Raw genomic sequence first — 14,247 nt, forward strand, 5'->3', positions numbered from 1 at the left:
GGGGTTTTGGGCTGCATTCAGCACTCGGCTTAACTACCCTTCCAATCTCTCAAGAAAGCCGGCTGCCGGGCCTGCAAATCCCAGCGATATTGTTTCCTGGCCAGTCCAGCATCGTGCTACAGCACGGTCGATTAATTAAACTCGGAAGCCGATCGCCGGAACCGCATTGCAATGTTTGAAAATATTCGAGCTGATTTCAACGCCCATGGCCGTGACGCGGGCGCCCAGGGCTTTTGGGCCATGGTGGTCTATCGATTCGGCCGATGGCGATACGGCGTGCGCCCGGCATTGCTGCGCAAGCTGTGTTCGTTCGTCTACAAGGTGCTCTACAAGATCATTCAAATCGTTACCGGCATAGAGCTGCCCTGCGAAGCGAGTGTGGGCCGCAACTTCGTCATCGATCATTTTGGCGGCATCATCGTCAGTGGCTATGCCCGCTTCGGAGACAATTGCCGCATCCGCAACGGCGTGGTTGTCGGGCTGCGACGTGTCGAGGAGCCGGTTGCGCCTGTCATCGGAAACAATGTCGACATTGGCGCGGGAGCCAAAGTGCTGGGGCCGATCAGGGTTGGCGACAACTCGATTATCGGAGCCAACGCCGTCGTGATCGAGGATGTTCCGGAGAACAGCATTGCCATCGGCGTACCCGCCATCGTCAAGCCGCGCCGTCAGCAATCCGAAGCAGGTCCCACCCGTGATGCCGGCTGAAACGTCACACCGCTACGGCGTCGTTGCGATCGGCCGCAACGAAGGCGAGCGCCTCAAGCAATGCCTGACATCCGCGCAAGGCGCCGACGCCATCGTTTACGTCGACTCCGGCTCGACCGACAGCTCGGTCGCCTGGGCCAGAAACTGCGGCGTCGAAGTCATCGAACTCGACATGAAGAAGGGCTTCACCGCCGCGCGGGCACGCAATACGGGCTTTCGCCGCCTGATGGAGCTGCGGCCTGATCTGGCGTACGTTCAATTTGTAGACGGCGATTGCGAATTGGCGAAGCAATGGCCCGAGCGTTCCATGGCGTTTCTGGATGAACACCCACGGGTTTGCGCAGCTTTCGGCCGGCGTCGAGAACGTCATCCCGAACATTCTTTTTACAACGCGCTTTGCGACCGCGAATGGAACGTGCCGCTCGGAGAAGCCCGCTTCTTTGGCGGCGATGTCATGATCCGGACGGCGGCGCTGACCCAGGCAGGAGGATATCGCGAAGAGCTGATCGCAGGTGAGGAACCGGAACTCAGCGTGCGGCTACGCGCGTTCGGATGGGCGATCTGGCGGCTGGATCAGGAGATGACCCTCCACGATGCCGCGATCAGCCGGTTCAGCCAATGGTGGCTGCGGATGGTTCGCAGCGGCTACGCGTTCGCACAAGGGCGCCATCTGCACGGATCGACGCTGGAGAAGTTATGGATTTGGGAGAGCCGCCGCGCCTGGCTTTGGGGCTTCTGGCTGCCACTTGTATGCTTGGGCGCGATCGCCTCGTTCGGGATATCTGGCCTTACCAGCCTCCTTGTCTATCCGTTGCAGATCCTGCGAAGAATGACGCGTCTAAGCGGGCCCTGGTCCGAACGGTTTCAGCTCGCACTGTTCGAAATGCTTGCGAGGTTTTCCGAAGCTCTGGGGCAACTCAGGTTTCTGCGCGACCGGCTCGCCGGACGGCATGGCCGGATCGTTGAATACAAGTAATTCGCTTTTTTGACTGACAGGATTATTTGATGACCAGCACAACCATCGTTACATGCGTCGAAGCCGGCGGGCTGGAAGCAGAGGTTCTGTTGCTGGCCGAATCATTGAGAGCGTTTGGAGGGGCGTGGTCAAAATCGGACTTCCTCGCCGTCAAGCCTCGACGCGGCCCCGCTTTGAAGGCGGCCACGAAATCGGAGTTCCGCCGGCTCGGCGTGGAATTTATCGACAAACCCTACAATTCGAAATTCGAATGGTGGAACAATGCCAATAAGAGCGCCGTCATGTCGGCGCTTGAGACGCAGATTTCGACGCCAAACATAACTTGGCTCGACGGCGACATGATCATTCTGAAGCAGCTGGACGACATCACCCCTGCCCCCGGCACTCAGTTCATTGCGCGAGCAGGCGAAGGTTATCTGGGTTCCGACGGAGCTGATGCGAACGCAGCCTATTGGAATAAACTCTGCGATCTGATTGGGATTGATTTCGCAACGTTTCCGCAAATCGTCTCGTTCCCCGAGCGGCGCAACATTCGGGCGTACTGGCAATGCGGCATATACACCTATGCGACTTCCAGCCGGCTCGGCGCAGCGCACTTTGACATCATATCGAGGCTGCTCTCTAACAACATTGGCTCAAAGCAGGCCGGCATTTATCATCAGGACCAGGTTTCCATTTCGCTTGCAGTCCAGAAACTCAAGCTTAAGCATTCGGAATTTGACCCGACCATGAACTTCAACATCAATCCCCTTGCTAAGAAAAACGCCGCTATCGTACCAATTTCAGATGTAAAGATCCTGCATTATCACAACTCTCTACATAAGGAAGGAATCGATTGGGCGACTCAATACATCCAGCAATTGCCTGCTGACCGAAGGGAGTTGATCCAGCGGTACGTTCCGATTTCCTCCGATGCCTCTCTGTTGGCACGCCTCCATCGGAAGGTCCTGAAATTGAGCCGGCAGAGGCGAGTTGATCAATTTGCGCAGAGAGCTATCCTCTACTAGGTGCAACGATGGCACAAAACGCAATTTATTATGCAGCTGTTGCTGGTGATATTAGAGGAACGTACCTGTGTTGGCGTGATGGGCGGCGCGATGAGCGCCAACTTGCGGCGACCTACTCGGGTCAATTTTTCGATCTATGTAAACGCCTCCGCCGCCGTGGCGTTGCTTCATTTCCGACTCACGAAACTGTTTTGATTAATGACGACAGCTTCGAAATTCGCAGCCGACCGCACCACACGGCTTTCACTGGTGTATGGTTTCATCTTGCCCAGCTACGCAATGCCTGGAGGCTATGGTTGGACGTCTGGAGATCAGGCGCGAGCGACGTCATCGTAATGGACGGCGTGACCAGCTTCTATCTCTTGGCTCCGCTAGCCATCAGCGGACGAAAAGTATTTCTTTCGATACATACAGTCTTGTGGCGTAAGAATGAAAAGCAAAACAGCCGCAAGCGCCTGCTTGATCGTTTCAATGGATGGTTCTTTCGAAATTATTGCGCCGGTTGCTTGGTTGCATCTCCGACAATCGAATCGCAGTTGCGGAGCTTGAGTCACGACAAAATTCCGATAAAGATGTTCAATCCGCTTTATCGCCACGAGGACTTCGAACGGTTCAACCCACCGACCATCGGCGCCAAGCCTTTTCGAATACTCTACATTGGCAGAATTGAAGCCGATAAGGGGATTTGGGACTTGCTTACCGCGGCAAAGAATCTCATTGCCAATGGATATAGCGTGCGAGTTGATTTTTGTGGTGATGGCAGTGAGTTGAAGCGGCTTACAGAGCGGATTGTATCATCCGACCTCGAAAGCGCAGCCTTTACACACGGGCATCTAAATCGACCTGAATTGAGCAATTACCTTGAACAAGCTCAGGTAATCGTAGTCCCCACTAGGAGCTCTTTTCCAGAAGGACTGAATCAGGTCGTGATAGAAGCGGTACTTGCGAAGCGGCCGGTTATTACGTCAAACGTCTGCCCTGCTCTCCAACTCGTCGCATCGGCTGCGTTAGAAGCCGAATCCGATAACGCCGCCAGTTACGAACGTTGCATTCAGCAGTTGATCGAAGACCCTAAATTTGCAAGCGAGTTAGTGGCAGCCGGCTCAACCGTCAGGGATCAATTCTTCGACGTCTCGCTGGCATGGACAGAACAGGCATTCCGATTGATGCAGTGCTGACCTGATGCACCTGCAGAGCACAGTCCATTTGGTCACGGACCAACAACGGCCTTCGGAAACTCTGTCCTGCTCTTTCTCCATGCGCGGCCGAGAGCACCCTCAAAGAGATCAGTGCTAGCCTCCCAGGAAGATGTTGCCACCGTCGCCAATGCATTGTCCGAAAGCCGGCCCCACTCATCCTCGGTCCGCAGAAGGATCCATTCAACGCCTCGAGCGAGTTCGGCCACGTCATCTACATCGGCGAGCCACCCGTTCCATCCCGGCTTGATTGCCTCTTCCGGCCATCCGGCGCGGGTTGAAACAACCGGAGTTCGACAGGCCATGGCTTCCATGGCAGGCAGGTTGAACCCCTCGGACCTGCTGGCCGTGAGCCAGACATCGCAGCTGGCGTAGATTTCGCGAATTTGATCCTGTGGCGGTGAACGCAGATACTCCGTACCGGCGGGAAGAGCGAGATGAGCCGACGGATCCTGGCTGCCGAAAGACACGATCTGGAGCTCCGGGATATTCGTCCGAACCAACTCCAGAGCGGCCAGAGCTATGTCCACCCCCTTGAACTCGGATGTTGCATAGAGCAGGCCAACAGTCGGCCGCCGTTGCTTGAGTCTCTGTTGGGCAAAGAACTGGCTCCGATCAACGCTGTTCGGCACCAGGTCTACGTTTGCATCTCCATACTCACTCTCCATCAGATCCTTGAGCCATCTAGCGACGACGATCTTATGGAAGGGGAACTGGTAGGTCGCGCGGCACCGCTCCACCGGAAGGTACGGGAAGACTTCATGATGCTGCACGAAATAGACCTTCACGCCCTTTCTGTCACTGAAGGAACGAATCCACTCAGCGGTTTCCCACCAGGTTGCAATCACTATGTCAGCATCGGGAACGTCTTCCTCCTCGACCCTTCGCCAATGATCAAGAAGTTTTACGTTAGTAGACCTTCCGTCGAAATGCGACGGCCTGCGACTGCGATATCGCGTCCACCCTTTGCCGGCTAAATAGTCTCGCACACGTTGAAAGCCGGGAACCGGTCGAGCCGGCGGAGCAACCACGAAAACCTCGTGACCTCTTCGCAATAATTCATCCGCATAGATGGCTACGACCCGGGTGCCCCCGCTCATATTGAGTCCAGGCAATACAAAGGTAACACGCACTCAAGTATCCTTCAGAATTCGAGGCGAGATCGCTGTCCGCCACCGGCATCGCTACAGCGATGTTTTGCCTGACGCTAGCCCACCTGCTCTAGCTGGTTAGTGAACGAAGTTAACGATGCCATGCTTAAGCATCCATCCGCAAACCGCCCCCAACAACGCAGCGGGAACCGGGAGCAGCTCTCTCTTGATGTCAACCAAGCCTGCCCGCGATGCATAAATCAAAGTGAGAGGGACACTCGAAAAGTACGAAAGTACAACGCCTCCGATCGCGCCAGGAAATCCCAGAAAATTAAAGCCAAATGGGACCGCCAAGAATAAAACGACAATCCTGATGAGGTGAAGCTGAAAATACACCTTGGCCAGCCCCAGCGCCAGAAACGTCTGCGTGGCTATACGAAACGGATAGGCTAACAGGGCGACCGACAATATCTGCAGTGCTGGCCCGGCCTGCTGATATCTCGCATCGTAAAGGACCGAGACGATTTTCTCGCCAGAGACCATCAGGCAGCCGGCGGAAAAATAAGCAGCTGATGCTATAGCCAGGTGAAACCGGTAATAAGAGCGCTTGAGATCGATAGGGCGACTGCGAACCACCTCGCTCAAGGCAGGAAAGGAAACATCCACAACCATCTTCGTGAGGACTTGGTCGACCGAACTGAACATGAGGAAGGCGACCGCATACGCGCCAAGGGTGGCGGGATCAACCATTGCGCCAAGAAGAATCCGGTCTCCGTTTGTCGCGACGAAGTATAAGGCGGACGATAGAAAGAGCCATTTACCAAACCGGATAATCTCGGCACAGGCTGCGCGATTCCACTGAGGCGTGTTTGAAGTACCCGGAAGCGCTGTGTGCGACAAAACCGTTCTAGTCAAGGTCGACGCGAAACCACCGGCAATCAAAGCCCATATTGATCTGTCAACAATAGCCCAGGTCACCATCGCCGCAAAGCCGACGATTTGAGAGACAATCTCAAGGCCTGTAATTCGGGCCAGCAACAGATTGCGACTTGCTTGGAGCGTCTTTGTGGACTCAAAGCCATTTACTATGACGGCTAATGAAAGCGCCGCGATGACGTAAGGAAGACTTGGATGCTCATAGACACTTCCAGTTGGGATCGCACCTAGGCGACCGGCAAATCCGACCCCGATGGCGACCAAGATCAGACAGCCGGCGAGCACTAGTCCGCGACAAATCTGTAATAGCCAAACTGTGTTCAGAAATGAGGGGTCGCTTCCTCGGGAATTCTGCACAACGCTTGGTTTTAACCCCAAGTCAGATAACATTGCTAAGCCGACCGAAATCATCGTCGCAATCGCCATGATTCCGAACATCTCCGGAACCAGCAATCGCGTCATGATCAAAGTGCTGCCAAGCCGAAACGCGTAGCTGAATGCATAGCCGGCCAGACTCCAGCTACCAGCGGCCAATACTCGCTGCTTCAGCGTTCGCGTTTCGGCAAATGACATTCGAATTACTGCGTCTTGAATGCGGACGGAGCGAACAGGCGTTCCGGAACCGCCACCGCGTTTCTTGCCTCTACTCCCTGACCCCTCGCCGCCATCTTGGACGCAGTCATGCTTCGGCCCAACAAGGCTCCCGCAAGCAACCAGCCCCAAGGGTTGATCGACGCGTTCGGAATCTGCTCCACCGCCGTAACGGCGACGATCAGGCTCAAACAGGAAAGCAGGGCGATCTCGCGTCGAGATCGAAGAAAACGCAAGCTGCGAGCCGCTTTGAAGACAGGCCACGTCAGCAGGCCAAACTGCGCGACGAAACCGACGAAGCCGAACTGGCCAAAGGCCAATATCCACTGCCCGTCCGTTATGCTGAGATCCTTGCCATACTCATCGTATACACGATTTCGGCCGTACCTCCCCCAGCCGAACCAGAAACGCTTAGCTCCATGCGCGAGGAGTTGGTCTTCCTGATCGAACCGGAACTTGAGCGAGTCGGCGCGCTCCTGATTGAATGCCGCAGCGACCTGATATATCGGGCTGACAGGCACGAGGTCATTTATCCGCAAAAGCGGATAAGACAAGGCAATTGACGCAAGCAGGACCGCCACGCGCATTTGTGCTCTTGGTGAGAACCAACGAGCCAACGCTCCGATGGCCATAGCATAGATGAGCGCACCCGCAGATTTGCAAAGGACCAGTACCCCGCCGAGATAGATGCTGATACCGGCCGGAGGCAATTTGCCAATGGCTATTTTGGTACGCCAGAGCGCAACCGATGCAATAACCGCAGTGGCGAGAAAGAATGCAGCTACCAGGCCATTGTTCGTGAACACGACGGGGCGAAATCCGCCGTATCGCATTTCAACGGCAAATGGAGTCACTACCCCGTAGATCCATGTCGCCAACTGCGGACTGAGTCGAACTTCGAGCAACATCAATAGTGAATAGGCCAGAGCCGCGACGACCAAGGCTCTCAATAAGGTCTCGATATCCTCAGGGCGGGAGAGAAATCGTAGACCAACAAGGAAGGGAAAAAAGAGAATCAATTGACTCAGCAAGGCTGAGATGCCGTCGTAGTAGTCCACACCGGGTATGATCCGGGGGCCAGCCACGATCAAATCTCCATTCAGGATAGACGTAACGACTGGTGAACAGATGTACACCGCGATCAGTGCGCCGATCGCGACACCAAGCTTAGCGAATCTCCGATCTCGCGGAAAAAAAAGAAGGCTACCCAATATTGCAGCAAGACTGCCGACAGATCCCTTGTCGATCGCCGGAATCATCGGAACTTTCAGGAAGGCTTGGATCGGCAGAAAGAGAAACGCGCCGAGGACAGTCCACGCCGTTGCCTCTACCGGCGGACGGGTTTTGTATAGTACAAGCGCGACCAACGGCCAGCCGACAATCGCTAAATGGGCGATCCAATTTGCTCCGCCGACTTCCATTAGCGTTTCCCAAACCGGCAGAAGATAAGCCAGCCTTGCCAGCTTCAGCAGTCGCAGACCTAGCGGAAAGCGGGCTAATGATCTAGCCCGACAATCAGGTTGTCGGACCGACCAGAAATTGCAGCCCCTAAGAGGCTAGGCAAGTGGGCGAATGTGACCTCCGTCACGTCTGTTTGTTGAAGGCAACAATGGCCGCCCACTGGGGAGGCGTCGTGGTCTGATAAACGTCCTCCAGGACGGACCAGGCATTATTCGAAGGCGCACGCCCAGAGAGCTGGAAGCAGGAGGGAAATTCAGCAACGAAGCTTGCGTCAGTAAGACCTATGAAGTTGGCATAGTTCTGGGCAGTTGCTGTGCTTAGCACGGGAGACTGTTTTGACGCTGCTCTAAGAGCGTTGACGCTCGCCGATCCACCATAATCGGGAGAATACCCTCCTTCGTATCCACACATTTTATTAATTCCGAAAGACTTGGCCCAAATCTTCCAATTTGCATACATCTTCGCAACGTTGGAAACGGTGAACGGCCCGGTTCCGCCAATTACAGTCGCGGCATAGGCTGACGCGATCGTATCCTTGGTTGCCGAGTCCCCTGCCGCAAACGCCTCCGCATTGGTCTGCTCTTGCGCGGTCTTGTATTCGCTCGGAGTAATGTATTGCGCGCAGGCTACATGGGTGACCCACTTCGAGGCGGGCGTCTTGCTGTACGGCGCCTGCGGCGGAGATGACTGCTCCAGATACTTCGATGATGAAAGTCGGGCATTGCTAGAACTGGCGCCTCCTGAACTATGCCCGAGCGCCGTCTGCACGCCGCAAATGACATGGTACTTGGTGCGATCGTCGGCATAGACGGAGCTTACCGCTTGTCCCAGAACCGACATTGCCTTTCCGTACCAGTTGTGAACGTCGACGCCCCAGCCATATGCAGTCGCCTTGGCTTTGGCATAGCCCGTTGAGTAGAATCCCGCGGCTGAATTCCAGAGCTCGTTGGGACCTTCAAACCGCGGTACCATCCATGATGGCCCGTTTGCTTTGCAATATGCTGCGAGGCTGGTCATGTAGTCCGTGGCCGGATCGATAGCCAGCGGCGGCGTCACAAAGTGGGGGTGAGCGCCCACCTCGGCGCAGAGTCGCACCATCAGCTCGGGTGGGCAACCATTGTTGATGCCCGCGCTACCGCGATCAATGTCCCCTCCCTGCTTGATCCAGGCATTGAGCACCGAATCGAAAACAAGCGTTGCGAGACTTTGCCAGGTGCCGCCGATCGGATAAGAATTCGACCCTGCGGAAAGCGGACCGGAGTACGCATTGAGAATGGGAATGGCTCCGGTCTCACTCACATTCAATGTACATGGCCCGTTACAACTGACGTTGAATTTAATGATGACGGTCGCCTTGTCGGCGAGTTTGAATCCCGGAAGTTGAGCCGAATAAGCGCTTCCGGTATTGGTCGTCATGCCTGCATAGAGTGAAGGCCGGAACTCTGAACCAGCGTAGAAGACGTAGGAGACTGGTTTTCTCGTTGCCCATGTCGTCACGTTGGTCGTATTGCCGGCTTGCCAATTCAGGAATCGGATCACACCAAAATTTGCTTCAATCAGGCGTTGCTTGAACTTCGCGCCGAACACTTGGCCGGCGCTGATGGCAGCCTCATCTGCGGCATGAAAAACTTGCAGATTGGAGATGCGGGGATTGCCTATTGCGGAGATACCGACCACGAAACGTGTGTCTGTCGTGGAAAAAACGTAGCGACCAGCCCCACCTGTGCTGGTCTTGCTTCCACTCACCGGAGTGTTGCTCATTCCGCAATGGATCGTACCGTTGCCACTCCAGGTAATCACGTAGTTACCGGGCCGCGCCGCTTGGGAGGGCACGAAGAAAACAGTGTAGACCCCCTTGTTGGTGATTGTTGTCGGGTAACCGTCACTGTCCAGCGTGCTCGGATCGGGCCAACCGCTGTTGTCGAGCAGCGCCCAGCTCTGCGCATTCTTAAGGCAATTGAGGAAGGGATAGTCCCCGCCACCTTGAAGGAAGTTCAAATTGACCTGCGAGCGGCCGCCATTGAATTTGGGCGCCACCAATGCAGACACCCTGGCGCTCATCGGCGCAGCCAACGGCACCGGCGCAGCAATCGCGCTCGCCGGCAGCATCGACGTCAGGGAAGCAACGCTCACTCCTTGCAGAAATGTTCTGCGGTCCATTCTCGACGTCATAGTCAGGTCCAATCATCGGTTAAAGATAAATTCCAAGACGATTGATTACGCGACCGATCTGATTTTACCGCAGGCCGCGTCATCCACGCTAGTCTGACTTACAAAACCATTAAATCCGCCCCGTTAACCACCCCGGAACGTCGGCGCCGTGCCGGCGCTCGCGGATTTGGCCTTGCCGGTTGGCCCCAGCGAATAGACCTCGTACTGGCCATCGGAGACGGCGTATTGATAGGGCCGCCCCCACGGATCAAGCAGGTTCTTCGCCTTCTTTAAATACGGGCCGTTCCAGCGCGGCGCCTCCGGCGGCGCCTCGACCAGGGCTTTCAGGCCGGCGCTGGCGCTCGGATAGGCGCCATTTTCCATATAATAAAGCTCGAGCGCGGTCCCGATATTCTCGATCTGGAGCTGCACCGACTGGGTCTTGGCCTTGCCAAAATAACCCATCAGCTGCGGCGTCGCGATTGCCGTCAGTACCGCCAGAATACCCATCACGACCAGCAGTTCGAGCAGCGTATAGCCCGCATTTTTACGGTCGCGAGACCGCAATGCCCCACCCCGGAACGGCTTTCCGACACGGGGTCGTCCCCTGTCCAGTATCTTTGCCAACATCCTGATCGCCCCTGAATTCATCTTCGTGAATTTCCGGGAACGATACTGTTGTGCGCTGGTGTCCAAAGAGTTTACGAATGGAACCCGCTAGGAAGACGGTCAACGTCAAGTAACGGATATCGGGAAAGCTCGGCATAATAGCTGAAGGGCTTATTGAGAGGCGGCCGCGGTCTGGTAAATATCAAATTAAACAACACGATCCGGGCCTGCGATTTAATCCAGGACCCCGGCAATTTCGAAAGACTGGAGCATCACATGCGGCGCCCGCTCTGCCGGCGCCATGGACGAGATTGAGCATGGCCTCGATTTCCGAGCCCTTCATCCGCCGGCCGGTTGGAACCACGCTGCTGGCGATCGGGCTCTTCCTGGTCGGCATGGTCGCCTATGTCTTCCTCCCGGTCTCGGCGGTGCCCAACGTCGACTTCCCGATGATCCGGGTATTCGCCAATCGCCCCGGCGCCGATCCTGCGGTAATGGCGGCGACCGTTGCCGCGCCGCTGGAGCGACGGCTCGGCCAGATCGCGGGTATCGAACAGATCACTTCGACCAGTTCGCTCGGCTCTACCAGCATCCAGCTGCAGTTTGCGATCGGCCGCAACATCGACCGCGCCGCGCGCGACGTACAGGCGGCGATCAACGCGTCGCTGGCGGACCTGCCGAGTGACCTGCCGTCGCTGCCGCGATTCAAGAAAGCGAATCCGTCGGCGACGCCGATGTTCGTGCTGGCGCTGACGTCGAAGACGCTGCCCGCGAGTGCGATGTATGACGTCGCCGACACCGTGATCGCACAGCGCATTTCGCAGGTGCCCGGCGTCGGCGAGGTCACCGTCTCCGGCGCCGATCAGCCGGCGGTGCGGATCGCGCTCAACCCCGTGGCGCTTTCCAACGCCGGTATCGCAACCGATGACGTGCGGCTCGCCATCATCAACGCCAATCCGCTCGGGCCCGTCGGCATCTTTGACGGCGGCCACCAGAGCGAGACGATTTCCACCAACCGGCAAATGCGCACCGCGGCCGAGTTCCGCGACATCATCATCAAGAGCTCGGCCGGCAATTTCGCCCGCCTCGCCGATGTCGCCGAGGTCGAGGATTCCGTCCGCAACCACCGCTCGAGCGCCTGGTTCAACAAGCAGCCCGCGGTGCTGATCCAGATCACCAAGCAGGGCGATGCCAATGTGATCGACACCGTCGACCGCGTAAAGGCCTTGCTGCCGGAGTTGAAGCGATGGCTGCCCGCCGGCCTCGAGATATCGACGCTGGTCGACCGCACCGGCACCATCCGCGCCAGCGTGCTCGACATGCAGTTCACGCTGCTGGCGGCCGTCTTCCTGGTGATGGTGGTGGTGTTCGCCTTTCTGCGGCGGCTGACGCCGACGATTGCGGCCGGCGTCTCGGTGCCGCTGGCGCTGGCCGGCACCTGCTCCGGGATGTGGCTCGCCGGCTTCTCAATCGACAACCTGTCGCTGATGGCGCTCGCGATCTCGGTCGGTTTCGTGGTCGACGATGCCATCGTCATGATCGAGAACATGTATCGCAATCTCGAACGCGGTATGGCGCCCTATCCGGCTGCATTGGAGGGCGCCAGGCAGATCGGCTTTACCGTCCTCGCGATCAGCCTGTCCCTCATCGCCGCCTTCACGCCACTGATCTTCATGGATGGGATCGCCGGCCGGCTACTCCGCGAGTTCTCGTTAACGCTGACCTTTGCCGTTCTGGTCTCGACCCTGGTCTCGCTCACGATCACGCCGATGATCTGCGCGCACTACATCAAGGAAGCCACATCGGATCGCGCGACCCGGTTCGACCGCATGGTCGAGGGCACGCTGTCGCGCATCGTCGCCTTCTACGCCTGGACCCTTCGGGCTGTTCTGGGTTTCCCGTTGCTGACCTTGCTCGTATTCTTTGCCACGATCGCGCTGACGGTGGTGCTCTATATCAAGATCCCGAAGGGTTACTTCCCGCTCGACGACAGCGGCCTCATCGTCGGTGCTTCGCAGGCTTCATCGGACACCTCGTTCCAGTCGATGACCCGATTTCAGCAACAGCTCGAGGATGCCATCGAAACCGACAACGCCGTCGCTGGCGTCGGCTCAATCCTCGGCAGCATGACCGCAAACCGGGGACTGTTCTTCATCAGCCTCAAGCCGCCGCAGGAGAGACCCGGGTTGACCACGCAGATCGTGATCGATCGCTTGCGTAAGAAGCTGGAAACGATGCCGGGTGTGCGGCTCTACATGTTCCCTGCCCAGGATATTCGGGCCGGCGGGCGTCAAAGCAGCTCCTCCGACTACCAGTACACGGTCTCGAGCGTCAACGTCGACCTGCTGAAGAAATGGGCCCCCATCGTCGCCAAGCGCATGGAAACGGTCGAGGGCATTACCGACATTTCCACCGATCGCGATGCCGCCGGGCTGCAGCTCACGCTGATCATCGACCGCAATGCCGCCGCTAAGCTCGGGGTCCGCGTCAAGGACATCGATGACGCCTTAAACAACGCATTCGCGCAGCGGCAGATCTCGATCGTCTACACCCAGCGCAACCAGTACATGGTGGTGCTGGAGATCGACCCGAAATTCCAGAGCGACCCTGCCAATCTCGACCGCATCTTCGTGGCGGGCGCCAACGACGCGCAGGTGCCGCTGTCTGCCGTAGTCCGCTATGACCGCGGCCTGGCATCGCTGGCGATCAATCACACCCAGTCAATCCCGTCGACGACTGTATCCTTCAACATCGTCTCGAACGTGCCGATCGAGGCCGCGATCTCGAACATTCAGCGCGCAGTCGACGAATTGCACATGCCGGAAGGTATCCGCGGCAGTTTTGACGGCAATGCCGGCGATTTCAACAAGACCAGCGGCCGGCAGCCGCTATTGATCCTCGGCGCACTGGTCGCGATGTATATCGTGCTCGGCGTGCTCTATGAGAGCCTGGCGCATCCGATCACTATCATCTCGACATTGCCGTCGGCAGGCCTCGGCGCGCTGCTGGCACTGCAGGTGACCAATACGCCGCTCACCGTGATCGCCTTTGTCGGCATCATCCTGTTGATCGGCATCGTCAAGAAGAACGGTATCATGATGGTCGATTTTGCGCTCGATGCCGAGCGCAACCGCGGCCTGTCGTCGGCGGATGCGATCTTCGAGGCATGCCGCGCCCGCTTCCGTCCCATTCTGATGACGACGATGGCGGCGCTGTTTGCCGGCATTCCGCTGGTCATCGCCACCGGGCCTGGCACCGAGCTGCGCCGGCCGCTCGGCATCACCATCATCGGCGGCCTGCTCGTCTCGCAGATCCTGACGCTGTACACGACGCCCGTGATCTATCTCCTGATCGACCGGCTGCGCCAAAAACTGCGATCCCGCGGCACGCTTTCGCCGATATCGACGTCGTCTCCATCGGCATTGCGATAGGCCTGCAACGCAATGCAAACGGGCCGGTGCGCCCCGCGGGCACAATGGCCGCCTTTAACGTTTATCCCAATGCATTAAACAAGAGCCCGA

The 14,247-nt window shown here is 57.3% G+C and carries 10 protein-coding genes; 5 read left to right on the forward strand and 5 right to left on the reverse strand.

Annotated elements, in window-relative coordinates; genetic code table 11:
* Positions 1 to 171: 171 nt before the first annotated feature.
* From ACH79_RS42460 to ACH79_RS42475, 4 genes are read left to right on the forward strand one after another with little or no spacing between them, the layout of a single operon-like run.
* Entirely contained in the window at positions 172 to 708 is a 537-nt protein-coding gene (locus ACH79_RS42460) for a serine O-acetyltransferase (RefSeq protein ID WP_161856078.1), read from the forward strand.
* Complete coding sequence (locus ACH79_RS42465; RefSeq protein WP_161856079.1) at positions 698 to 1,684, forward strand: glycosyltransferase family 2 protein; 987 nt, start codon at positions 698 to 700, stop codon at positions 1,682 to 1,684. The genes ACH79_RS42460 and ACH79_RS42465 overlap by 11 nt, the downstream gene beginning before the upstream one ends.
* A gap of 29 nt (positions 1,685 to 1,713) precedes the next feature.
* Positions 1,714 to 2,691 carry a hypothetical protein gene (locus ACH79_RS42470; protein WP_161856080.1) on the forward strand — a complete coding sequence of 326 codons (978 nt, stop codon included), beginning with the start codon at positions 1,714 to 1,716 and terminating at the stop codon, positions 2,689 to 2,691.
* 8 nt (positions 2,692 to 2,699) lie between these two features.
* Positions 2,700 to 3,869 (forward strand): glycosyltransferase family 4 protein, encoded by a 1,170-nt coding sequence (locus ACH79_RS42475; RefSeq protein WP_161856081.1) that lies wholly within the window; start codon positions 2,700 to 2,702, stop codon positions 3,867 to 3,869.
* A gap of 32 nt (positions 3,870 to 3,901) precedes the next feature.
* Here the strand turns inward: ACH79_RS42475 and ACH79_RS42480 are convergent, their stop codons facing one another.
* From ACH79_RS42480 to gspG, 5 genes are all read right to left on the reverse strand, one after another.
* Entirely contained in the window at positions 3,902 to 4,987 is a 1,086-nt protein-coding gene (locus tag ACH79_RS42480; protein ID WP_246738780.1) for a glycosyltransferase family 4 protein, read from the reverse strand.
* Positions 4,988 to 5,116: 129 nt separating this feature from the next.
* Entirely contained in the window at positions 5,117 to 6,487 is a 1,371-nt protein-coding gene (locus tag ACH79_RS42485) for an oligosaccharide flippase family protein (protein WP_161856083.1), read from the reverse strand.
* Between the two features lie 5 nt (positions 6,488 to 6,492).
* Positions 6,493 to 7,926 carry a hypothetical protein gene (locus ACH79_RS42490; protein ID WP_161856084.1) on the reverse strand — a complete coding sequence of 478 codons (1,434 nt, stop codon included), beginning with the start codon at positions 7,924 to 7,926 and terminating at the stop codon, positions 6,493 to 6,495.
* A gap of 163 nt (positions 7,927 to 8,089) precedes the next feature.
* Entirely contained in the window at positions 8,090 to 10,126 is a 2,037-nt protein-coding gene (locus ACH79_RS42495; protein ID WP_161856085.1) for a hypothetical protein, read from the reverse strand.
* Positions 10,127 to 10,261: 135 nt separating this feature from the next.
* On the reverse strand, positions 10,262 to 10,747 hold the full coding sequence (gene gspG, locus ACH79_RS42500; RefSeq protein ID WP_161856086.1) for a type II secretion system major pseudopilin GspG: 486 nt from the start codon (positions 10,745 to 10,747) through the stop codon (positions 10,262 to 10,264).
* A gap of 296 nt (positions 10,748 to 11,043) precedes the next feature.
* Between gspG and ACH79_RS42505 the strand changes: the two genes are divergently transcribed.
* Entirely contained in the window at positions 11,044 to 14,157 is a 3,114-nt protein-coding gene (locus tag ACH79_RS42505) for an efflux RND transporter permease subunit (RefSeq protein WP_161856087.1), read from the forward strand.
* Positions 14,158 to 14,247: the final 90 nt, after the last annotated feature.

The sequence above is a fragment of the Bradyrhizobium sp. CCBAU 051011 genome (assembly GCF_009930815.1).
Taxonomy (GTDB): domain Bacteria; phylum Pseudomonadota; class Alphaproteobacteria; order Rhizobiales; family Xanthobacteraceae; genus Bradyrhizobium.